At 72.2% G+C, this 22,403-nt stretch carries 23 protein-coding genes; 6 read left to right on the top strand and 17 right to left on the bottom strand.

The window, feature by feature from the left end; translation table 11 throughout:
- Positions 1–51 precede the first annotated feature (51 nt).
- From OE229_RS02300 to OE229_RS02265, 8 genes are all read right to left on the bottom strand, one after another.
- On the bottom strand, positions 52–279 hold the full coding sequence (locus OE229_RS02300; protein ID WP_182064479.1) for a hypothetical protein: 228 nt from the start codon (positions 277–279) through the stop codon (positions 52–54).
- A 97-nt stretch (positions 280–376) separates the two neighbouring features.
- On the bottom strand, positions 377–3,199 hold the full coding sequence (locus OE229_RS02295) for an ABC transporter permease (protein WP_262139555.1): 2,823 nt from the start codon (positions 3,197–3,199) through the stop codon (positions 377–379).
- Positions 3,196–3,924, bottom strand: a complete 729-nt coding sequence (locus OE229_RS02290; RefSeq protein WP_111232581.1) for an ABC transporter ATP-binding protein — start codon at positions 3,922–3,924, stop codon at positions 3,196–3,198. The genes OE229_RS02295 and OE229_RS02290 overlap by 4 nt, the downstream gene beginning before the upstream one ends.
- Positions 3,921–4,511, bottom strand: a complete 591-nt coding sequence (locus tag OE229_RS02285) for a PadR family transcriptional regulator (RefSeq protein WP_259578759.1) — start codon at positions 4,509–4,511, stop codon at positions 3,921–3,923. The genes OE229_RS02290 and OE229_RS02285 overlap by 4 nt, the downstream gene beginning before the upstream one ends.
- 178 nt (positions 4,512–4,689) lie before the next feature.
- The gene (locus OE229_RS02280) at positions 4,690–5,571 is read right to left on the bottom strand and encodes an aldo/keto reductase (RefSeq protein ID WP_182064476.1); all 882 of its coding nucleotides are present in this window, start codon (positions 5,569–5,571) and stop codon (positions 4,690–4,692) included.
- A gap of 9 nt (positions 5,572–5,580) precedes the next feature.
- Positions 5,581–6,234: a YdeI/OmpD-associated family protein gene (locus tag OE229_RS02275; protein ID WP_209132452.1), complete on the bottom strand. Its 654-nt coding sequence runs from the start codon at positions 6,232–6,234 to the stop codon at positions 5,581–5,583.
- Positions 6,235–6,299: 65 nt separating this feature from the next.
- Positions 6,300–6,845, bottom strand: a complete 546-nt coding sequence (locus OE229_RS02270) for an acyl-CoA thioesterase (RefSeq protein ID WP_209132450.1) — start codon at positions 6,843–6,845, stop codon at positions 6,300–6,302.
- 126 nt (positions 6,846–6,971) lie between these two features.
- Complete coding sequence (locus OE229_RS02265) at positions 6,972–7,208, bottom strand: hypothetical protein (protein WP_259578763.1); 237 nt, start codon at positions 7,206–7,208, stop codon at positions 6,972–6,974.
- Positions 7,209–7,319: 111 nt separating this feature from the next.
- On the opposite strand from OE229_RS02265, the gene OE229_RS02260 reads away from it, so the two are divergent.
- Entirely contained in the window at positions 7,320–8,306 is a 987-nt protein-coding gene (locus OE229_RS02260) for an aldo/keto reductase (protein ID WP_262139551.1), read from the top strand.
- Positions 8,307–8,377: 71 nt separating this feature from the next.
- On the opposite strand, the gene OE229_RS02255 is transcribed toward OE229_RS02260, so the two are convergent.
- On the bottom strand, positions 8,378–8,860 hold the full coding sequence (locus tag OE229_RS02255; protein ID WP_262139549.1) for an FBP domain-containing protein: 483 nt from the start codon (positions 8,858–8,860) through the stop codon (positions 8,378–8,380).
- A 168-nt stretch (positions 8,861–9,028) separates the two neighbouring features.
- A complete protein-coding gene (locus OE229_RS02250; protein ID WP_262139547.1) occupies positions 9,029–9,787 on the bottom strand; it encodes a class I SAM-dependent methyltransferase in 759 nt (252 codons plus the stop codon).
- A gap of 38 nt (positions 9,788–9,825) precedes the next feature.
- Between OE229_RS02250 and OE229_RS02245 the strand changes: the two genes are divergently transcribed.
- Positions 9,826–10,029: a hypothetical protein gene (locus OE229_RS02245; protein ID WP_182064469.1), complete on the top strand. Its 204-nt coding sequence runs from the start codon at positions 9,826–9,828 to the stop codon at positions 10,027–10,029.
- Positions 10,030–10,074: 45 nt separating this feature from the next.
- On the opposite strand, the gene OE229_RS02240 is transcribed toward OE229_RS02245, so the two are convergent.
- From OE229_RS02240 to OE229_RS02230, 3 genes are all read right to left on the bottom strand, one after another.
- Positions 10,075–10,986, bottom strand: a complete 912-nt coding sequence (locus OE229_RS02240) for a helix-turn-helix transcriptional regulator (protein WP_182064468.1) — start codon at positions 10,984–10,986, stop codon at positions 10,075–10,077.
- A 427-nt stretch (positions 10,987–11,413) separates the two neighbouring features.
- The gene (locus OE229_RS02235; protein ID WP_262139546.1) at positions 11,414–12,688 is read right to left on the bottom strand and encodes a hemolysin family protein; all 1,275 of its coding nucleotides are present in this window, start codon (positions 12,686–12,688) and stop codon (positions 11,414–11,416) included.
- Positions 12,689–12,848: 160 nt separating this feature from the next.
- Positions 12,849–13,961, bottom strand: coding sequence for a M23 family metallopeptidase (locus OE229_RS02230; protein WP_262139544.1), 1,113 nt, complete (start codon positions 13,959–13,961; stop codon positions 12,849–12,851).
- Between the two features lie 162 nt (positions 13,962–14,123).
- Between OE229_RS02230 and OE229_RS02225 the strand changes: the two genes are divergently transcribed.
- Positions 14,124–14,618, top strand: coding sequence for a hypothetical protein (locus OE229_RS02225; RefSeq protein WP_071406257.1), 495 nt, complete (start codon positions 14,124–14,126; stop codon positions 14,616–14,618).
- 3 nt (positions 14,619–14,621) lie between these two features.
- On the opposite strand, the gene OE229_RS02220 is transcribed toward OE229_RS02225, so the two are convergent.
- Positions 14,622–14,987 (bottom strand): hypothetical protein, encoded by a 366-nt coding sequence (locus OE229_RS02220; protein ID WP_262139543.1) that lies wholly within the window; start codon positions 14,985–14,987, stop codon positions 14,622–14,624.
- 193 nt (positions 14,988–15,180) lie between these two features.
- Between OE229_RS02220 and OE229_RS02215 the strand changes: the two genes are divergently transcribed.
- Positions 15,181–17,391 carry an NADP-dependent isocitrate dehydrogenase gene (locus OE229_RS02215; protein WP_263344963.1) on the top strand — a complete coding sequence of 737 codons (2,211 nt, stop codon included), beginning with the start codon at positions 15,181–15,183 and terminating at the stop codon, positions 17,389–17,391.
- A gap of 175 nt (positions 17,392–17,566) precedes the next feature.
- Here the strand turns inward: OE229_RS02215 and OE229_RS02210 are convergent, their stop codons facing one another.
- Entirely contained in the window at positions 17,567–18,022 is a 456-nt protein-coding gene (locus tag OE229_RS02210; RefSeq protein WP_182064463.1) for a DUF3817 domain-containing protein, read from the bottom strand.
- A gap of 79 nt (positions 18,023–18,101) precedes the next feature.
- Positions 18,102–19,541, bottom strand: a complete 1,440-nt coding sequence (locus OE229_RS02205; protein WP_262139540.1) for a DUF4832 domain-containing protein — start codon at positions 19,539–19,541, stop codon at positions 18,102–18,104.
- Between the two features lie 141 nt (positions 19,542–19,682).
- Here OE229_RS02205 and OE229_RS02200 point away from each other — a divergent pair, with 141 nt between their 5' ends.
- Both OE229_RS02200 and OE229_RS02195 read left to right on the top strand, forming a co-directional pair.
- Entirely contained in the window at positions 19,683–20,459 is a 777-nt protein-coding gene (locus tag OE229_RS02200) for a ThuA domain-containing protein (protein ID WP_262139538.1), read from the top strand.
- A complete protein-coding gene (locus OE229_RS02195; protein WP_262139537.1) occupies positions 20,456–21,613 on the top strand; it encodes a PP2C family protein-serine/threonine phosphatase in 1,158 nt (385 codons plus the stop codon). Before OE229_RS02200 ends, OE229_RS02195 begins: the two co-directional genes overlap by 4 nt.
- A 42-nt stretch (positions 21,614–21,655) precedes the next feature.
- Here OE229_RS02195 and OE229_RS02190 read toward each other — a convergent pair whose 3' ends face one another.
- Positions 21,656–22,099 carry a disulfide bond formation protein B gene (locus tag OE229_RS02190; protein ID WP_182064460.1) on the bottom strand — a complete coding sequence of 148 codons (444 nt, stop codon included), beginning with the start codon at positions 22,097–22,099 and terminating at the stop codon, positions 21,656–21,658.
- Positions 22,100–22,403: the final 304 nt, after the last annotated feature.

The raw sequence follows: 22,403 nt of genomic DNA, 5'->3' as shown, positions 1-22,403 counted from the left end.
GGACTGGAGGCCCGTGGCGACGCCGCCACGGGCCTCCAGTCCGTCCCGGGGTCACGGACGGAACAGGGTGACGACGCGCGCCGCGCGCGCTGCCGCCTCGGCACGCGTGGGAGCGACGGCCAGGCCGAGCAGCCGCTGCCGGTGGAGCTCACCGAGCAGCACGGTGAAGAGCTCCGCGGCCGTGTCGGGGTCGGCTCCGGCGCGGACCAGGGCACGCCCGATCCCCATGGACGACGAGGTCGTGCTGGCCGAGGTGCCGATCCCGAAGGCGCCGGTCACTTCGTGAGCAGAAGACGTCGAGTCCGAGCAGCCGACCCGACATCTTCTGCTCACGAAGCGCAGCGCACGGAGCGAGACGCGAAGCGCAGCGTGCGCGTCAGCGTGCCCGTCGCACGGCCGGGCGTCGCCGACCCCGTGACGTCAGCCACGCCCCGGCCGTCACCACGAGGGGCAGGCCGATCGCGAGCAGGGCCAGCACTGGCCAGTCCGGCACGAACGGCATGTGGTTCACCCCGACCGGACTCTCGGTGAACCGCAGGGTCAGGGCGCGGATCGGCAGGAGTCCGAGGAGCGTCCCGATCACCGAGCCGACCGTGGCCAGGATCGCCGCCTGCCAGGTCGACACCCCTCGGCGCAGGCGTGGTGCGGCGCCGACGGCGTCGAGCACCTCGTCGTCCCGCCGGCCGTCGGACCGGGCGAGCCCGATCGCGACCGCCGTCGCACCGATGGTGACGGCGGCCGCCAGTGCGAGCACGATCGCCCGGATGATCGCCCCGTTGTCGACCGGACCGGCTTCGTAGGTGAACGTCGGGCCGCTCCACCGCGCACGGTCGTCCCCGCCGAAGCTCTGCCACGCCGAGCTCAGCTCGTCCCACTGGGCCGGCTGGATGTCGTGGGGCAGCGTCGTGACGAGCATGCCGTCGACCACGGGGACGCCGTACCGTTCGGCGGTCGCCTTCGTCATGAAGACGCCGACCTGGATCCGCGGGGTCTGCACGTCGAGCACCGCGGGGATCGAGACGCTGGCCGTCGGGCGGCTCCGCTCGGTGATGGGCTCGCTGTCCCAGGTCCGGTCGTGGAAGGTGTCGATCCGGACCGCACCGTCGTGGGCGTACTCGGGCCAGAGCGACACCGCCCGACCGTCCTCGAGCGCGCTCCGGACGGCGGCTGACGGGCGGTGTCCGGTGAGCACGGCGTAGTCGTCCTCGGTGCCCGTCCAGATGTGCGGCGTCGACGCGCTCGCGGTGTCCAGGTAGTACGAGCAGCTCGTCGTGTCGTTCGCGGGGCAGTCGTACGCGCTCCAGCGGTGCGGGATCGTGATGGTCGATGGGGTGTCGCCCGGCTGCTCCTGCGCGACACCGAGCACCCGGATGCGGTCCTGGTCGAAGACCCCGGACACCACCTTCGCGGCGTGGGCCGCCAGTTCCGCGTCGTGGCGGCCGGTGCTCCCACCCTCCTTCGTCTCGGTCAGCACCTCGGCGGTCGCCACCCCCACCGCCGTCGTGTACTCGTACCCGCGGACGTACTGGGCGTGGCTCGACGCACTCCACGTGATCACGACCGATGCCACGAACACGACGCTCATCACGCTCGCGAGCACCGGCACCGTGCGGACCGGGTTGCGGCGGGCGTCGCGGGCGGCGAGTCGTGCGGACAGCCCCGCGCGGGCGGTGAGCCGGGTGACCAGGGCGAGCAGCCACGGCGAGCAGACGGCGATGCCGAGCTGCATCAGGCACGGCCCGATCGCGACGCCGGCACCGACGACCCAGGCCCACCGGTCCTGCTGCACCGGGCGGTCGTTGAGCATGAGCACCCCGACGCCGCACGCCAGCGTCATCACGGCGCCGAGGACCACGAGCAGCGGCCCCCAGACACGCCGACGACGGCGGGCCGGCCGGCTGACGGGCACCGGACGGAGCGAGCCCCGGAGCGCCGCGAGCACGTTGATGCGGGTCGCCGACCGTGCGGCGACGAGCGCGGAGACGAGTCCGGCGAGCACCCCGGCGGCGGCGATGGACAGCAGCAGGAGCGGCGGCACGTGCAACCCGGGGAACGACGCCACGTTGCCGTTGTCGATCAGCCGGAACGCGAGCACGCCGATCCCGGTGCCGGCCGCGACCCCGAGGACCGCGCCGACGAGCCCGAGCACCAGGCCCGACCCGGCGACGATCGTGCGGACGAACCGCTTGTCGCCACCGACGCTCGTGACGATGGCGTACGAGCGGGTGTCCGCCCGGGTGCCGACCAGGAACGCGGCCCCGGCGAGCAGGGCGACCTCGAACATCGCGAAGACACCGAGCAGTGCCATCGCGCCGAGGTACCAGCCGAGCGTCGAACTCGCGGTGCCACCGGGGAGCCGCGCGTCCGGCGGGTCGAGCACGACCGGACGCGACTGCACGACGATGCCGTGCGCGTTGAGCTGCCGGATCTCCGACCACGTCGGGGCGTCCGACGGCAGGTACACGGTGACGTCGGTGAGCCCGACGTCGTCGGTGGTGTCGGTCGTCGCGAGCGTCGTGCCCCACGGCAGGAACACCCCCTGCGACCCCGGGTCCGTCCCCAGGTCCGTCATCGTGCCGGTGATCGTGAAGCGCTTGGTGACCGGGTCGGTCAGGTCCACCGTGTCGCCGATCCGCGCCCCCAGGCGTGCGAGCGTGGCCGGCGTGACCATGAGCCCACTGCGCGTGGTCGGCGCGGAACCGTCGAGCAGGTGCCAGTGGCCCTCGAGCGACGGGTCCCAGACACTGCCCTCCACAGCGGTCAGTCCGACCGGGCCGTTCTCCCCCTGGAGCACGACGGGCGTGCTGCCCACCGGGATCGAGAGTGCGCCGTCGGGTACGTGGGCCAGGATGTTCGTGAACGGCGAGTCCTCGTCCGACTCCGTGACGGGGCTGTTCCGCTCCGAGTCCGTGAACTCCCACTGCACCGGGTCCTGCACCATGCCGGGCAGGTCCGGGCCGGACACGCGCATCTGCGCCGATGCCTGGCCGAGGTCGTAGTCCAGCCGCTCGGTGACCGTGGCCTGCGTCGACTGCACCACGACGGCGACGGCGGCGAACCCGGCGGTCGGGATCCCGATGAGCGCGATGATCAGGGCCGCGCGGCCCGCCTTGGCGAACGCCAGTCGACGCCCCAGACGGAGCGCCGGTCTCAGGGCGAACGGCGTCCGGTCGGTCCCGGCACGCCGACCCCGGCTCACGAGGCGGTCCGGTCCGTCAGCGCCGCCTCGACGCCCGAGTACACGGTCTCGTCCACCACCCGACCGTCGCGCAGGAACACGATCCGGTCCGCCCAGGCCGCGTGCCGGGCGTCGTGGGTCACCAGGAGCGCACCGGCCCCGGCGTCGACGTGCCGACGGAGCATGCGGAGCACGACCTCGCCGGTCTGCGAGTCGAGGGCACCGGTCGGTTCGTCAGCGAGCACGAGCCGGCGCTCGCCGACCACCCCACGGGCGATCGCGACGCGCTGCTGCTGCCCGCCCGACAGGTCGTCGGGGTAGGCGTCGGCGCGGTGCGAGAGCTCGACGTTGTCGAGCGCGAGCTCCGCGGCACGGCGGGCCTGCGAGGCCTTCCACCCGTCGAGCTCGAGTGGCAGTGCCACGTTCTCGACCGCGGTCAGCGAGGGGATCAGGTTGAAGTCCTGGAACACGAACCCGATGAGTCGGCGGCGCAGCGCTGCGAGCTCCCTGGCGGGACGGTCGGACACGAAGGCGCCGTCGATCAGCACCTCACCGCTCGTCGGCGGCAGCAGGGTGCCGGCGCAGGCGAGCAGCGTCGACTTGCCCGAGCCGGAGGTGCCCATCACGGCCACCATCTCGCCACGCTCGACCCGCAGGTCGATGCCGGCCAGGGCCGTGACGGCCTTCGCACCGGAGCCGTAGTGCACGCTCACGGCGTCGAGCTGCAGGAGCGGGGCGGCGGTCACCGTGCGCTCCGGGCAGCGGCAGAGGCAGCGGCAGCGGCCGTGTCGGCACCGGCAGGCGCCGCAGGGTGCTCGTCCGGCCGGTACCGCGCGACACTCGACTCCACGTGGTCGAGCCAGCGCACCTCGGCCTCGGCCTGGAACACCATCGACTCGAGCACGAGCGACCACGCCAGGTCCGTCGACGGGTCGGTCGTGCGCTTCAGTCGTGTCAGGTCCTGCAGGTTCCGGATCGCGGCACCGCGCTGCACCTGCACCAGCCGGGCGACGTCGACCCCGGGCACGGTCACGGCCAGGGCGAACTTGATCGCCAGCTCGTCGCGGCCGCGCTTGGCCGGCACGGGTTCGCTGAACCAGCGCGCCACCTCCGCGCGACCCGCGTCGGTCGCCGTGTAGACGACGTGTCCGTCGTCGTCGGCGTCGCCGCGGGCCACGAGGCCGTCGCGTTCCAGGCGGTCCAGGGTCGTGTAGACCTGGCCGATGTTCAGCGGCCAGCTCCCGCCCGTGCGGTGCTCGAACTCCCCCCGGAGCTGGTACCCGTAGCCGGGTCCCCCCACCAGCAGCGCGAGTACGCCCATCCGAACGCTCATGACACTTCCCCTGTCTCCGGGCCACCGTGGCCATACTGAGTATGCACATACCCGGTATGCCTCCGCAAGCGCGGATCTGGACAGGACTGGGAACAGACGGGAGGCGCGGTGCCAGCTGGCACCGCGCCTCCCGTCCGACCGGTCGTCGCGTTCGCGACCCGCGGTCGCGTCCTGAGGGTCAGTGCCCCAGCTTCGCCAGCTCCTCGAACTCGTCGTCGGTCAGCTCGACGGTGGCACCCGCCAGGTTGTCCTCCAGGTGCGCGACGCTCGACGTGCCGGGGATCGGCAGCATCACCGGAGAGCGCTTGAGCAGCCAGGCGAGCGCGAGCTGCGCCGGGGTGGCACCCTTGCGCTCGGCGATCTCGGTGAGCGGCGAGTCGTCGCCGGTCAACCCGCCGGTGGCCAGGGGGAACCACGGGATGAAGCCGATGCCCTGCTCCTCGGACCAGTCGAGCAGTTCCTCGGCATCACGCTTCTGCAGGTTGTAGAGGTTCTGCACGGAGACGATCGTGGCGATCTCCTGCGCGGCCTTGACCTCGTCGACGGAGACCTCGGACAGGCCGATGTGGCGGATCTTGCCCTCGTCCTGCAGCTTCTTCAGCTCGCCGACCTGGTCCTCGAGCGGGACCTTCGGGTCGATGCGGTGCAGCTGGAACAGGTCGATGCGCTCGAGGCCCAGGCGGCGGAGGCTCATCTCGGCCTCTTGCCGGAGGTACTCCGGGCGGCCGACGGGCGGCCAGACGTTCGGGCCGGTGCGGGTCAGGCCGGCCTTCGTGGCGATGACGACGTCGTCGCCGTACGGGTGCAGGGCCTCCTTGAGGAGTTCCTCGGCAACGTAGGGGCCGTACGAGTCGGCGGTGTCGAAGAAGTTCACGCCGAGCTCGACCGCGCGCTTGAGGACGCGGATCGCCTCGTCGTGGTCCTTCGGCGGTCCCCAGACGCCGGGGCCGGTGAGCTGCATGGTGCCGTAGCCGAGCCGGTTGACCTCGAGGTCGCCGCCGATGCGGAAGGTGCCGGAGGACGCGGCCGGACGGTTCGTGGTGTCAGTGCCTGTGGTCATGACCCCGGTCTACGCCCGGTGCGTTGCCGGTCGCTGAGTCGGTGTCCCCCGACCGCTGCCCGGGTTCGCAGGGGTCTCCGGACGGGTGGGCCGCGGGTACGGGGTCTCGCCGCGTTCGAGTCCGCCGACGAGCTTGGTGAGCCGGTTCGTCCGCACCGTGGCGTTCGGGGCGGTGGTGATGCGGTGCAGCACGGCGTACCGGTTCGTGGCGTCGAGCTCGGCGAACAGCGCGGCGGCAGCGGGCGCGGCGTCGAGCGCGGCCTGCAGGTCCTCCGGCACCGTGGCGGTGGCCGACCCGGCGTAGGCGCGGTCCCACCGGCCGTCGGCCTTGGCGCGCTCGATCTCGGCGTGCCCGCGCTCCCGCATCCGCCCCTCGGCGACGAGTGCGGCGACCAGGCCGAGGTTCCGCTGCGACCACAGCGAAGCCTTCCGGCGCGGGGTGAACCGCTGGCGGTAGGTGGTGTCGTCGCGTCCGCGCCGCTGCCCGTCGATCCAGCCGGAGCACAGGGCTTCGTCGAGGGCCGTGTCGTACGTCAGGGTCGTCGGCTCCGTGACGCCCTTCTTCGCCAGGACGAGCCACACCCCGTCGGGTTCGTGCTCGTGGTCGTCGAGCCAGGCACGCCACGCGGCGGTGTCCGGCAGCACCAGGTCGACGATGTCCATGCGGTCATCGTAGGACCGGCCGGCGACGTCGGTCCGGACCGGCCGACCTCGCCGATCAGCACCGTTCAGGCCGCGCTGCTGCTGATCCGGGTCGCGCTCGCCCAGTCGTGCACCCAGTCGGGCACGGTCAGGTCGCGGTCGGCCCCACCCGCCGCCTCGAGCAGGTCCGCGGTCGGGACCGTCCCGCCGGAACGCCGCAGGAACCGGGCCTGCACCACGGCGCGGGCCATCACGGCACCCTGTCGCACGAACGTCTGCTCCAGGTACACGGCACGGTCGTCGACCCCGAGCACGTGGGTCCGGAGCTCGAACCGCTGCCCGAGCGTCAGCGACCGCTTGTACGTGATCGTCTGCGCCGACACGACGGGGTACCAGCCGTGCTCGGACAGCGCGGCCCAGTAGCCGGAGCGGAGCATCAGGTCGAGCCGACCGAGGTCGAGCATCGACAGGTACTTGCCGTTGTTGACGTGCCGCAGCGGGTCGAGGTCGGTCGGGACCACCCGGAACGGCGTCCGCACCTCGTCCCAGAGCGACGCTCGGCGGCGTCCCCCGACCCGAGCGCGCAGGCGGGTGCGGAGCTGCAGCAGGAGCAGTCGGAAGTACAGGTTCACGGGTCGATCACACCAGTGCGCGGAGGACTCGTGCGAGCACCTTGGAGGAACCTCACGAAGCCGGCGGGCGACGTCGACGCACGATCAGCCGCTCTCGACAACAGCGGCGCGGTGGGCGCGGTCGCTTCAGCCGGGGAAGCCGCCGCCGGCACCCGTGATGCCGGGGTGTGCGGACTTGGCGAGCCCCTCGGTCACGGAGTGCGCGGCTTCGGCGTCGGTGGTGGCACGTGCGCCGTCCCACGGGCCCGACAGGTCGTCGAGCTCCTCGAGCGCCCGCCGCCGACGGCGGTTCTGCACCTCGAGCACGACGAGCAGGGCGCCGATGACGACGACCACGGCGATGACGATCCAGATGACGACCACGACACTCCCCCGAGCCCGGGGCGTCTGCCCCGTCCCCCGCAGCGTAGCGGTGCGGAGGCGGGTACAGCCAGTGCCTCCCGCCGCCCCGGAGACCGGGAGTAGACCTGCAGCATGCAGACACGCAAGCTCGCAGACCTCGAGGTCGGCCCGATCGGCCTCGGAACCATGGGCATGAGCGCCTTCTACACCGGCGCCGGCACCGACGACGACGAGTCGATCCGCACCATCCACCGCGCGATCGACCTCGGCGTCACCCTGTTCGACACCGCCGAGGCGTACGGCCCCTACACGAACGAGGAACTCCTGCGCCGTGCGCTCGAGGGCCGTCGCGACGACGTCGTCATCGCGACCAAGTTCGGCCTGTACCGCCACGAGGCCGGTGAGGAGACGCCGACGCAGCAGCGCGGGATCTCCAGTCAGCCCGAGTCCGTCCGCGAGGCGCTCGAAGGCTCCCTCCGTCGCCTCGGCACCGACCACATCGACCTCTACTACCAGCACCGCGTCGACCCGGCCGTCCCGATCGAAGACGTCATCGGCCAGCTGGCCGGCTTCGTGCAGGAGGGCAAGATCCGGCACATCGGACTGTCCGAGGCCGGTGCCGAGACCATCCGCAAGGCCCACGCCGTCCACCCGATCACCGCGCTGCAGAGCGAGTACTCGCTGTGGACGCGCGACCCCGAGGGCGACGTGCTCGACACCCTGCGCGAGCTCGGCATCGGCCTGGTCCCCTACTCGCCGCTCGGCCGCGGCTTCCTGACGGGTGCCATCACGAAGCCGTCCGACCTGGACTCCGACGACTTCCGCCTGGCGAACCCGCGCTTCCAGCAGGAGGCGTTCGAGCAGAACATGCGCATCGTCGACGCGGTCAAGGAGATCGCGACCGAAGCCGGGGCCACCCCGGCACAGGTGTCGCTCGCCTGGCTGCTGGCCCAGGGCGACGACATCGTCCCGATCCCCGGCACGAAGCGGGTCTCCCGCCTCGAGGAGAACGTCGGTGCAGCCGACCTGACCCTCACCGCGGACCAGCTGTCGCGCCTGTCGGCGCTGCCGGTCCCGACCGGTGACCGCTACCCCGACATGTCGACCATCGGCCGGTAGACGCACCACCTGACGGACGGGAGGCCCGTGACGGATCCGTCACGGGCCTCCCGTCCGTCGTCGGTCGCGTCTCAGACCTCGGCGGCGAAGGACGCGGCGCGGAGCTGCAGGTCCTCGATGCGCTGCAGGCGCGCGGCCTCGACGTCGTAGCCCTCGTAGGCCGGCGGCGGCAGCTTCCGGACGTTCCGCGAGCACTGGAAGTCCTGGCAGACCAGGGTGCCGACCGTGTTGCCGTTCCGGCCGGCCGGGCCCGACCGCTTCGCGCTGTAGAAGGCGACGTCGTTCGGCAGCTTGACGTCCTGGCACCACGAGCACTGTGCGCGGGAACGGGGCGAGGCCTCGGCCTGCCGGAACAGGATGCCGATCAGCTCGCCGTCCAGGGTCGGCACGACGGCGTACGCACGCCGGCCGATCTTCGGGTCGCGCCAGCCGAGGTAGTCGAGCGCGTCCCAGTCGAGCGTCTCGAAGCCGGCGGGCAGGGTGAGGTCGGACACCTCCTTGCGCGAGGCGTTGACGAAGGACGTGCGGATGGTCTTCTCCACGATGGGGAGCATGGGTGATCGCTTTCGTACGGACCCGGGGCGTGCGGACGCACACCGCACCGGGCGGAGGAGGTCAGGGTTCGACGAGGGCGGCCGCACCCGAGGGCGCGACCGGGGGCCTCACGCCCTGATGCCGGCGATACGGGCGCCGACCACCTCCTGGAAGCTCACCCGACCAGCCTACGACCGGGTGTCAAGCCCGCGCCGGTCGGTGCAGCCGTGATCGGCCGGGCGAGGTCGGTTCGGCGTCGCCGCGACCAGGACGACCGAGCCCTCGTACGTCGGGCGGATCCGGAGCGACCCGTGCCGCCGGTCCCACTCCCCCGACTCCAGCGCGGTCCGGAGCGCGGCCACCGACCGCCGCACGGTGAACTCGTCGACCAGGCCCCACGCCGGGTCCGCCTGGCGCACGCCGGGGTCGAGCAGTCGCTCGGGGCGGGCGTAGTACGCCTCGGCGAACCCGTCGACGCACGTGAACGGGATCGGCAACGGGGTGCTGGTCACGGTGTCGCCGACCAGTGCGTCGGCGATCCGTGGCAGCGCCGGGTGGCGACGGGCATCGGCCGCCAGCACCTCGGGGGCGTACTCGGCGAGCCAGGAGCGCTCGATGCGGTCGGGGTCGAACGTCAGGACCACGATCGGGCCCCGGGTCACTCGACGCACCTCGGCGAGCCCGCGCTCGAGGTGGTCCCACTCGTGCAGCGAGAAGGTCGTCATCGCGGCGTCGAAGGTGTCGTCTGCGAAGGGCAGGTCCGCGCCGGGCTCCACGGTCCGCACGTCACGGTCGGTCGGCGTGTACGGAACGGCACCGGCACCGATGTCCAGCACCGTCCGGGCGTCACCGAGCGCCTTCGCGACCGCACGGGCGAACGCCGGTTCGGGCCGACGGTGCTGCCGGTGGTCCGCATCCCCCGCTGAGCCGTCCGTCGTCCTCGTCACGTCCCCACCCTACGAACCCGCGCTGCTGTGTTCGACGGATGCTCGCAGACAGTGGTCTCGGATTCGTCGTCGTCCTCTACGCCCTGTTCGTGCTGGCGCTCGCCGTGCTGGCCGTCGCCCTCATCGTGCTCGTGTTCGCCGCGATCCGCGTGCTGCGCTTGTCGGCGACGGAGCGTCAGCTGCGCATCGAACGGATGCGCTCGCCGGAGCGGTTCGACGACGACGTCCCACCTCAGGCCTGACGGTCCGACCGCGGCGCTGGCGCTCGCGCCCGTCCGCCGGCCGGGTCAGTCGACCGACTCGGACTCGGACGCCGACTCGCGCAGGGCCGCGTACTGCTCGGCGCGCTCCGTCGCGGCCCAGCTGCCGAGCAGCGCGAGCGATCGCTCGGACTCGCTGCCCGGTTCGGCCGAGTACGAGAACAGCGTCAGGCCGGGGTCGGCGACCAGGTCGAGCGCCTCGTAGGACAGCCGCAGCTCCCCCACGATCGGGTGGTCGATGCGCTTCTTGCCGGTGCGCTGCATCCTGACGTCGTGGGCGGCCCACCAGCCGCGGAACTCCTCGCTCCGGGTGGAGAGCTCGCCGACGAGCGTGATGAGCCCCGGCTCGCAGGGGTTCGACACCGCGGCGGTCCGGAGCACGGCCACGGCGTCCTTCGCGGTCTGCGCCCAGTCCGGGAAGAAGTCGCGGGCGGCCGGGTCGAGGAACGTGAAGCGTGCGGTGTTCACCGGGCGTCCGGGGCCGGCGAACATCGGTGCGTAGAGCGCACGGCCGAGCTCGTTCGTCGCGACGACGTCCCCGCGCTCGTTCCGCACCCAGGCCGGCGCACCGGTGATCGCGTCGAGCAGTCGCTGCACTCCCGGGCGCACGCGGGTCGGCACGTTCCGGTGCATGACCTTCGCGCCGGAGTTCGCCAGGCGCGTGAGGTCCCACAGGTGCGCACGCTCGTCCTCGTCGAGCTGCAGGGCGCTCGCCAGGCCCTCGAGGACGCTGTCCGAGACGCCCTTGAGCGAGCCGCGTTCGAGCCGCGTGTAGTAGTCGACGCTGACGCCGGCGAGCATGGCGACCTCGTGCCGACGCAGCCCGGGCACGCGTCGGACCCCGCCGCCGAACGACGGCATGCCGACCTGCTCGGGGGTGAGCCGCGCCCGCCTGGAGGACAGGAAGTCGCGGATCTCGTTGCGCACGTCGATACCCATGCGACGAGCGTACGTGCCCGTGCCGTGCATCCGGCAGGCGGGAGGGCCGCGGCGGGGCCGCCGGCCGTCTCTGACTGGTCACGACACGTCGCGTGCCGTGCGCCGTCCCGTCGCAACCTGTCGGCTGGTGGCGCCGCAGGCGACGGCCTGTGACCGCGCGTCGGCGTCTGGCGGCGTGTTGCGACCGCCCGGAGCGGACGGGAGGCGCGGGGCGGCCCCGCCACGCGCCTCCCGTACGCCGTCTGGTCGCGTTCCGTTGCGTGACCGGCCGTGCCCGACCGGTCGCGACACGTCGCGTGCCGCCCGCCGTCTGGTCGCGACCTGTCGGCTGGTGGCGCCGCAGACGACGGCCTGTGACCGCTCGCCGGCGTCCCGCGGGGTGTTGCGACCGCCTGCCGCCACGGGCTTCCTCCGCTGGGGGGCGCGGTCAGGGCGCGGCGTCGGACCCGATGCGCACCCGCGCGACGCGGTGACCGTCCATGGCGGTCACCTCGAGGCGGTGGCCGCCAGCCAGGACGACGTCACCGACCTCGGGGACGCGGTCCAGCTGCACCTGCACGAGCCCTCCCACGGTCTCGTAGTCGCCGTCCGGCAGGACCGGGCCGCCGTCCGCAGCCAGGTCCTCGAGCACCGTGGCTCCGTCGACGCCGTCGTGCGCGAGCACCGACTCGTCGTACTCGGTGGAGTCCCACTCGTCGCGGATGCGGCCGACGAGGTCCTCGAGCAGCGCCTCGAGCGTGACCATGCCGGCGCTGCCGCCGTACTCGTCGACCACGAGGGCGATCTGGTGGCCGTCGGTGCGCATGTCCGCGATCGCACTCGACAGCGACTTCGTCTCGGGCAGGGCGAGCACCGGCCGGACGAGCGTGGCGACCGGGGCCGCGGGGTCGACCGGACGCAGCAGGTCACGGAGGTGCACGAAGCCCTCGACCTCGTCGCGCCCGCCGGAGGTCACGAGGTACCGGGTGTGCCCCGCCGCGATGGCCCGGTCGGTGGCCTCGGCGACGGAGAGGCCGGCGTCCAGCGTCGAGACGTCGTACCAGGGGCGCATCGACTCGCGCAGGATGCGGTCACCGGCGTCCAGGGCGCTGCGGGCGATCCGGCGTCCCTGCTCGTCGACGCCGGTGTGCTCGTCGACCAGCCCGCGGAGCTCCTCGGTGCTCATCGACTCGCTGCGGGCGTCCGGGTCACCACCGAGCAGTCGCACGACGGTGTCGGTGGACTTCGAGAGCAGCCAGATCACCGGCCGCATCAGCACGGCGAAGCGCTCCAGTGTCGGGGCGACGGCCATCGAGAAGCCCTCGGCACGCTGCAGGGCGAGGCGCTTCGGCACGAGCTCGCCGAACACGAGCGACAGGTACGCGATGACGAGGGTCATCAGCACGAGCGCGACGGCTTCGGCCGTGCCCTGCTCGAGGCCGAGCCCCTGGAACAGCGGCGCGACGTCGGGTGCGATCGAGGACGCACCGTACGCGGCGGAGAAGAACCCGGCGACGGTCACGCCGATCTGCACGGCGGACAGGAAGCGGTTCGGGTCACGGCCGAGCTCGGCGACCCGCATCCCGCGGGGGCCGCGGCGTTCGAGCTGCTGCAGCTGGGATTCGCGGAGGGAGACGAGTGCGATCTCGGCGGCCGCGAAGACCCCGCCGACGAGCACGAAGAGGATGACGAGCCCGAAGGCGATCCAGGTGTCAGCGCCCATCAGCGGGCAGCCGCCTCGGATCGACGACGGGCGGGCGGTCTGTGGGGATCGTCCATGCCTGTGAGTCTGCACAGGCCGACTGGGACATCACCGTGCTGTCGCTCGACAGCGGCTGTGGATCCCGCGTCGCGACGGGTTCGGACGCTGTGGCGCGCGGTCGCTACAGGGTGAGCGAGCGGCCGATGCGGGCCTCGAGCCACGCCTTCGGGTCGATCGGCGTGACGCCGTCCATCAGGACCTCGAGGTGCAGGTGCGCACCGGTCGAGACGCCGGAGGACCCGACGAGCCCGATGAACTGACCGGCAGCGACGGTGTCGCCGACCTTGAGCGGCGAGGAGCCGGGGATCATGTGACCGTAGAGCGTGGAGACCTGACGGCCGTCGACCACGTGGTCGATGATGACCGCGTTGCCGTACGAGAAGTAGGTGCCAGAGACCCGGACCTTGCCCGCGGCGACGGCGCCGATCGGCGTGCCCATGCCCGGGGTGAAGTCGAGGCCCTGGTGCAGCGACGAGCACGCGCCGCACGGTGCCGAGCGGTACCCGAAGCCGGAGCTCATCTGCACCGGGCCGGGGAACGGCGAGCGGACCGCGCCGCCGAACGACACGGCGCCGCCCGCGGTCGCCGCGGTGTCGGCCGAACCAGCGGTCTTCGTGGAGACCGTCGAGCCGCCGCCGACGGTGAACCCGTCACGGTCGAACCCGGCGGCCGTGACCGCCTGGGTCACGGCGTAGTCCTGGGTGCGCACGACGGGCGCGATGGTCGAGGTGGCCATCGAGGTCCCGGCGCTCGCGTGGGCGGGCATGGCCGATGCGGCGAACATCGCGATGGCGGCCGCGGCGCTGGTGAGCGTGATGCGTCCGGCACGGGCCGACCGGGAGGCCGGGGGTGCGCTGGCGACGCGGGTCACCTTGGGTGCGGGGCGGCGGACGACGCGCTGGATGCGGTCGTCGACGTGCTCGGTGGTGGCGCGTGCGGCTGCGGAGCGGCGGCCGGCCGGCTCGGTGGCCGAGGACGCGAGGACGACGGCTCGCACTGGCGTGGTGACCTTCGCGGCCTTCGGCATCTTGGCCGGCTTCGCGGCCTTCGCCGGCTTGACGGCCTTCGCTGCCTTGGCCGGCTTCTCGGACCGAACGGCCTTCGCGACCGGGGCGGTCTTGCTGCGACGGTGCGGTCCGCGGGCTGCTGCGCGCTCGGCCTCGAGGGCGGCGCGACGGGACAGGTGCACCACCGGGGTCTCCGGGTGCTGGTCGAGTTCGGGTGCAGTCGTCATGGCCGCCCACCATTCTGCACGACTCTGTCGCTTTGTACAGGCCCTTTCGTGATCTTTTCGTTACCGAGTGTGCTGGGAGGCCCCTGATCACCACGGCCTCGGGCGTCCCCTGGGCCCTGCGCATCGGTACGGTCAGGGAAAAGCGACGGAAGGACCCGCACCATGGCCCGATCGCCGCGTGAGCGGTACGGAACGGTCGACCTGGCGTCGGCCGACGTCGTGCTGGCCGGTACCCAGGAACTCCTGCCCGTGCTCCGGGCTGCGGCCGTGCGTGCCGGGATCGACGCCGCGCGGATGCGGGTCATCGGGGTCGACGACCTGCCGGACCCCGAGGAGACCTGGGACGCGGCGCTGGCCGTCATCGCCATCCGCCGTCCGGGTGACGACCCCGCGTTCCACCGGGCGCAGGCGGCTGCCGAGCTCATCGCGCCGATGCTCGCGCCGCACGCCGTCCGCATCGTCGTCACCGTATCCGGGGTGACGCGGCTCGCACCGAAGCTCGAGCGCACCCTGACGTCCGAGGTCCTGCACCAGATCGATGCGGCGTCGGCGTCGTCCGGGTTCCGCCGGCCGTTCCGGCCCCTGCGCATGCGGCTCGGGCTCGCCGGGCTCCGTGCGGCCGGCGTCCGGGTGTTCCGCGTCTCGATCGGCGACTGAGGCTCAGGCTCCGTCGGGTCCGGAACCGTGGACGGCGCTCGCCTGCACCGACGGGTGTGGAGGAGCGGCGTGCGCGACGACGGAGACGCTGCCGACGGCGAGCACGAGCGCCAGCGCACCGGCGGTGCAGGCCGTCCCGATCCGCCGCAGCCGCGGCCGGCTGCCACGCTGGCGCGGTGCGAACCGCCCGGCGCTCCGTCGGGGTTCGGGGCCGACGAGCCAGGGCCCGGAGCCGTCCGGGTCGTACGAGAACGGGCCGGAGCCGTCCGGCGCGTACCGGTAGGGCCCGCTGCCGTCCGAGGCGTAGGCGGACCGCAGGTCCTCCGCGGTCCAGCCGAAGTCGTCCGGGGTCTGCCGTGTGGTGGTCATGCGCGCTCTCCCTCGCTCTGGTGCTGCGGGAGACCAGTCCACGCACCGTTCCTATGTGTCGACAGTGCGCCTCCAGGGTGTCGGCCGAGCATCTGCCGCGCGGACGCGGGGGCCATGTATCTTGATGTCGAGACATCCTGCGCCACGAGTACCGTGGACGTACCGACGGTCGAACAAGGGAGTACCCGCCAGCATGGCCAAGATCATCTACACCCTCACGGACGAGGCGCCGTTCCTCGCCACCCACTCCTTCCTCCCGGTCATCCAGGCCTTCGCCGGCACCGCGGGTGTCGACGTCGAGACCCGCGACATCTCGCTCGCCGGCCGGATCATCGCCCAGTTCCCGGAGCGGCTCACCGACGAGCAGCGCCTGGACGACGCCCTCGCCGAGCTCGGCGACCTGGCGAAGACCCCCGAGGCGAACATCATCAAACTGCCGAACATCTCGGCGTCGATCCCCCAGCTCAAGGTCGCGATCAAGGAACTGCAGGCGCAGGGCTACGACCTGCCCGACTACCCGGACGAGGCCACGACCGACGAGCAGCGCGACGTCCGCGCCCGCTACGGCCGCGTCCAGGGCAGCGCCGTCAACCCGGTGCTGCGCGAGGGCAACTCCGACCGGCGCGCACCCCTGTCGGTCAAGAACTACGCCCGCAAGCACCCGCACCGCATGGGCACCTGGTCGCGTGACTCGAAGACGAACGTCAGCACCATGGGTGTCGACGACTTCCGGTCGAACGAGAAGTCCTGGATCGCCCCCGCCGACGACGTCCTGACGATCACCTTCGTGGCCGAGGACGGCACCGAGCAGGTCCTCAAGCAGTCGATCCCCGTGCTGCAGGGCGAGGTCGTCGACGGCACCGTGCTGCACGTGGCCGCCCTCGAGACGTTCCTGCGGGAGCAGATCGAGCGCGCCGCCGCCGAGGACGTCCTGTTCTCCGTGCACCTCAAGGCCACGATGATGAAGATCTCGGACCCGATCATCTTCGGGCACGTCATCAAGGCGTTCTTCCCGTCGGTCTTCGAGCGCTACGGCGCCGACCTGGCCGCCGCGGGCCTGACCCCGAACGACGGCCTCGGCTCGATCCTCGCCGGCCTCGGTGCGCTGCCGAACGGCGCCGAGATCGAGCGTGCCTTCAAGCAGGGCATCGCCGACGGCCCCGAGCTCGCCATGGTCGACTCGGACAAGGGCATCACGAACCTGCACGTGCCGAGCGACGTCATCGTCGACGCCTCGATGCCCGCGATGATCCGCACCTCGGGCCACATGTGGGGCCCGGACGGCGACGAGCACGACACCCTCGCCGTCATCCCCGACTCGAGCTACGCCGGCATCTACCAGGCCGTGCTCGACGACTGCCGCGCCCACGGTGCCTTCGACCCGTCGACGATGGGCTCCGTGCCCAACGTCGGCCTGATGGCGCAGAAGGCCGAGGAGTACGGCTCGCACGACAAGACGTTCGAGCTCCCCGGCGCCGGCGTCGTCCGCGTCACGACCGCCTCGGGCGACGTCGTCATCGAGCACGACGTCGAGCCCGGTGACATCTGGCGCGCCTGCCAGACCAAGGACGTCGCCATCCGTGACTGGGTGAAGCTCGCCGTCACCCGCGCCCGTGCCTCCGCGACGCCGGCCGTGTTCTGGCTCGACGAGACCCGCGCGCACGACGCGAACCTCATCGGGCTCGTCCGGAAGTACCTCGGCGAGCACGACACCGACGGCCTGCAGATCGAGATCCTCGCGCCCGAGGACGCCATGCGCTTCTCGCTCGAGCGCATCCGCCGCGGCGAGGACACCATCTCGGTCACCGGCAACGTCCTGCGCGACTACCTGACCGACCTGTTCCCGATCATGGAGCTCGGCACCTCGGCGAAGATGCTCTCCGTCGTCCCGCTGCTCGGCGGTGGTGGCCTGTTCGAGACCGGTGCCGGTGGTTCCGCGCCGAAGCACGTGCAGCAGCTCGTGCAGCAGAACTACCTGCGCTGGGACAGCCTGGGCGAGTTCCTCGCACTGGCGGTCAGCCTCGAGCACCTCGCCGACGTGACGGGCAACGAGCGGGCGAAGATCCTGGGCGAGACCCTCGACCGTGCCACCGGGACGTTCCTCGAGCAGGACAAGTCCCCGGGCCGGAAGCTCGGTTCGATCGACAACCGCGGCAGCCACTTCTACCTGGCGAAGTACTGGGCTGAAGAGCTCGCGGCGCAGACCCAGGACACCGAGCTCGCAGCGTCGTTCGCGGACCTCGCGGCGAAGCTCGGTGAGCAGGAGCACACCATCGTCGACGAGCTCGTCTCGGTGCAGGGGCACCCGGCGGACATCGGCGGCTACTACCGCCCCGACGACGCCAAGACGAGCGCGGTCATGCGTCCGTCCGCCACGTTGAACGCGGCGCTGGCAGCGCTGTAGCAGCGACCAGCCCACGGACGGGAGGCCCGGTGCCAGCTGGCACCGGGCCTCCCGTCCGTCCGTGGTCGCGTCCGCGGCCGCGTTTGGTGAGCAGGAATGGTCGGGTCCGCACCACGAACCCGACCATTCCTGCACACGAAGTGGGCGCGAGGGGACCCGGGTGACGCGCGGGGGGTCAGCCGCGGGACGGGACGGGCGGCCCGGCGGCGAGCAGCCCGGTGAAGACGAGGGCGACGGCCACGACCCCGATGCCCGCGGCCACGGCGGGCCGACGCACCACGAAGAACAGCAGGCGGTCCCAGAAGCCCGAGTGGGCGTCCGGCGAGCGGCGCCAGGAGCCCTCGAGCATGCCGCGGCGGGCGACCGCGACCTCGAACGGCACCGTGGCGTACGGCACGACGGCACTGGCCCAGCCGAGCACGAGCGCCCCGAGCGACCACCGCTGGTTCACCGCGACGACCGTCGTGACCACCAGGTACGCCAGGAACACGAAGCCGTGCACCCCACCGCCGATCCGGACGCCCCAGTCGCCGGCGTCCAGGCCGTACTTGAGCACCATCCCGAGGATGAGCAGGGTCCATGTCACGAGTTCGGCGACCGCGGCGGCGCGGAACAGGGAGCGCGGAGTCATGGCCTCCATGGTGGCGGACCCGGTTGACAGACAGCAGAACGCCCCGGGCCGTCCGACCCGGGGCGCGCTGCACGTCCGCTCAGTGCTGGACGACGACCGTCTGACCGAGGTGGTTCACGCCCGTGCTCGCGTCCCACGTGCCGGTGTTCGCCGTCTGGATCGCGAACGCAGGGTCCGCCGCCACCGAGGCCTCCGGCGCAGGCAGGGCGAGTGCGACGCTCCAGCGCCCGTCCGGCACGTCGGCGAGCGACGACCGGACGGTCACGCTCTGCCCCGGCTGCCAGGACGACGCGTCGGCGTCCACCGGCACGGTCACCCGGCGGTCGCCGTCGGTCAGGACGAGCTGCACCGGGCGGCTGTTGTACGGTGCCGCCCAGCCGTCGTTCCGGATCGACACCGCCACCGACGGATTCGCGCCCGAGGTGGCGGTACTCGACGTCATCGTGAAGCGGTAGCCGAGCTTCTTCGCGGCGTCGGTCATGCCGTCCGCGCCCCAGGTCGCCAGGACGTCCTTGTTGTAGTCGAGGTTGAGGTAGCTGTAGTGGTACTTCGCCATCTCGGCCGAGGCGGACGGGTACTCGGACCGCGGCGCGTTCACGGCGCAGGTCTCACCACCGACCGGGACGTACCGCGACTCCGCCGCCAGGTAGTCCTGGTCGAGCGACAGCGGGTTGCTCAGGAACGTGCCGAAGTCGTCCGGCGAGGCGAGGAAGCAGTCGTTGTGGTGCCCGATGCGCGACGCTGCTGATCCGTCGTGCGCCTGCGCCGGGGTGAGTGCCCCGGCCGTGCCGGACGGGGTGCGGAGCGCGTCCTGCTTCATCTGCATCGTCCGGACCTGGACCGAGCGGCTCGACGGCAGGGCCGCGAGCTCGGCCTGGAGCACCTGCCGTCGGGCGTCCTTGTCGGCCTCGGTCAGCACGCCCGGGTTCGCCGGGTCGCTCGCGAAGTGGTCGGTGTAGTAGCCCTCGCCCCAGAGCCCGATGAATCCCCCCTGCAGGGTCGGGATGACGTCGGCGTTGCGGCGGAGCGTCGGGGTGAGTTGCTCGATGTGCGCGAGCACGGTCGGCAGATCGGCGTCACCGTAGGGCGCCGAGTACGGGTACGAGCCACCCTGGACGTACGCGAACCGGGTGATCACACCCACGCCGGCTGCGCGTGCGGTGTCGTAGTCGTGCTGCACGAGCGCGAGCCAGGCCGGGCTGAGTTGCCGCTGCTGGACGAACGCCTCCATGTAGAACACCCGGACGACCTGCGTGACGCCCTCGGCCCGGTAGCCCCGGAGGGTCGCGGCGTCGAGCGGCGTGTACCCGGTGCCGTCGGCGCGGTAGTGCGTCTCGGTGGTGTGGTCGAACCCGCGCGAGGGGTTCGGGATGACCGCGTCGCTCGCCGTGTAGGTCACGGTCGAGGTGGTCGCGGTCCGTTTCGAGTGGTGACCGGAGGGCGATGCCCACGCGGTGGTCGGTACGGCGAGTGCGAGTGCCGCCGCGAGTGCGACGGTGGTGATGGTGCGGTGCTGCATCGGACGAGCCCCTGTCCTCGGCGCGGACGGTGATCGGTGCCCCCTGGCGCCGACGCCCTGCGCGGATGTGATCTGAAGGTAGGTCAAACGATCAGAAAACGCCAGAGCCTGCGCGATCCGATCACGGGTAGCGTGGGCGACATGTCAGCGCCGACCGAGAACCGTCCCCTGAACATCGTCGTCTGGAACGAGAACGTGCACGAGATCCGCGGTGACGCGACGGTCATCGGGCACTACCCCGACGGCATGCACACCGTGATCGCCGAGGCGCTCCGGCAGCAGCAGCCCGGGGCCGACGTCTCCACCGCCACCCTGCAGGAACCCGACCACGGCATCACCGCCGAACGCCTGGCCACCACGGACGTGCTGTTCTGGTGGGGGCACGCCGCCCACGACGAGGTGAGCGACGCCGTCGTCGACCTGGTCGTCGACGCCGTGCACGCCGGCATGGGCCTGGTGGTGTTGCACTCCGGCCACTACTCCAAGCCGTTCAAGCGCCTGATGGGCACGACCTGCTCGCTGAAGTGGCGGAACGACGGCGAGCGCGAACTCGTCTGGACCGTCGCGCCCGAGCACCCGATCGCGGCCGGCGTGCCGCACCCGATCGTCATCGACCGGCAGGAGATGTACGGCGAGTACTTCGACATCCCCCGCCCCGACGAGGAGGTCTTCCTGTCGACCTTCGCGGGCGGCGAGGTCTTCCGCTCCGGCGTCGCGTACCGCCGGGGCCTCGGCAAGGTCTTCTACTTCTCGCCCGGCGACCAGGAGTACCCCGTCTACCACCACCCCGACATCCAGCGCGTGTTGTCCAATGCGGCGGCCTGGGCTGCCCCGGTGTCCGAGCGACGCGCCCTGACCGCCGACCCCCACCCGAGGGACTGGTTCCTGTCGGACGATGGGCGTAGACAGGCCGGGTGACCAACCATCTCGACGGTGCGGACAAGCGCACCGCGGTGATCGAGGCGCTCGCCATCTTGGGATCAGGACCCGAGGAGCGCTTCGACCGCATCACCCGCATGGCCCACGAGGCGTTCGACGTCCCGTTGACCTTCCTCAACCTCGTCCACCACGACCTCGTCACCACGCAGTCGACCTTCGGCTGGCACCAGGGATCGAGCGTCCCCGCCAGCGAGCAGTTCTGCGCGTCGACGGTGCTGACCCCGGAACCCATGGTGATCCCGGACGCGTCGCTCGACGCCCGGTTCGCCGGAACGGCGGCGGTGGCGGAGCACGGCATCCGGTTCTACGCGGGTGCACCGCTGACCATGGTCGACGGCACCCGTGTGGGCACCCTGTGCATCATGGACGCGGTTCCGCGGTCGTTCTCGGACGAGGACGTCGCCCTGCTGCGGGACCTGGCGCGGTGGGCGGAGCGGGAGCTCGGCATCGCCATCGACCGCGGGCGGGTGCGCCGGGTGCTCGACGGACTGGTGCCGGACCCGGTGGAGATCCCCGGGTACGACCTCGACGTGGTGGTCGCCCAGCACGACGACGGCGGGGGTGACGTCGCCGACTGGCGCATCGCCCCGGACGGCGGCCTGCACGTCACCGTCGGCCGCGTGAGCGCCGCCGGACCGGCGTCTGGCCTGCTCGCCGCGACGGTCCGGGGTGCCGTGGCGGCACGGACCGGTTCGGCCGTGTCGGACGCGATCGTCGGCCTGGAGGCGCAGGTCACCGCCGACCTGTCGGCTGCGGACGCCGTGGGCTCGCTCTTCCACCTGCGGCTCGACCCGACGTCGGGTCACGTCGACTTCGGCGACGCCGGGCACGGCCTCGCGGTGCTCGTCCCCGCCGACGGACCGGCTCGCGTCCTGCACCCGCTCGACCTGCCGCTCGGGCTGCAGCCGGAGTCGATCCCCCGGTCGCCCGGCGCGCTCGACCTGGAACCCGGCGACCGGCTGGCGATCTGCACGCAGGGGGTCCTGACGTCGGACGGGCTCCGGCACCTGGACGACCTCGCTGCGCTGGTGCGCTCCGCCCCGGACGGGGCCACGGCGGTCGAACGGGTGCGCACGGCGGTCCCCACGGACGCCGCGGTCGACGTCACGCTGGTGGTGCTCACGCGGCACTGAGCGCGACACGTCGGACCGGTGCGGCGCGCTGCCCGGGGTGGGTCAGGAGCGGAAGCGGTCCTGCCGCGGGCGCGGAGTGCCGGTCAGCGCGACCACGAGCAGCGTGGCGAGCAAGGCGAACCCGGCGAGCTCGATGCCCAGGCCGGCCAGCTGCCAGTACGCGCTGCCGACGTGCTGCGGCTGTGTGATCGACTCCGGCCACCACGACTCGATGAGCGGGAACGAGCCCGGGAACGGATCGAGGCCGAACACGACGAGGCCACCGAGCAGCAGCACGACCCCGAGGCCGGCCATCGCCCCGCGCGACCGTCGGAGCATGTGCACCACGAGGGCCGCAGCCATGCCGGCGAGCCCCACGACGGCGATCAGGAACGCCAGCACCACGATGGTCTGCGGCGCGAGCGCGACCCAGTCCAGCACCGCGATCGGCAGCAGCAGCCACCGCCCCGTCCGTGCCCAGCGCGCAGGGTTCCGCCATCCGTCCATGGCGACCGACCGTAGGGCACCCGGCCGAACGCCTGCCGAATGCGGCCGGTGCACCCGCCGCCGGTGTTCGCTGACCACGCGCGACGTCGCTCGTCGGCCGCGTGGTGATTCGACTGCGAGAACTCTGGACGGTCCTGCTGGACGCGTTCGTCACCGAACGGCTGCGTCCGGAGATCCCGCGGCTCGTCGCGCTCATCGCTCCGGAGTGACGCGGGTCCCCCCAGGGAAACACCCACGTCACCTCGCCTCTGAGACTACCGAGGAGGGTGTCGCGCCACCGGCCCCAGTTCGCGGGCGTGTGTCC

It is taken from the genome of Curtobacterium poinsettiae (genome assembly GCF_025677645.1).
Taxonomy (GTDB): domain Bacteria; phylum Actinomycetota; class Actinomycetes; order Actinomycetales; family Microbacteriaceae; genus Curtobacterium; species Curtobacterium poinsettiae_A.
Note: the sequence above shows the minus strand (reverse complement) of the source record. Positions and strands in the feature narration are given on the sequence as shown.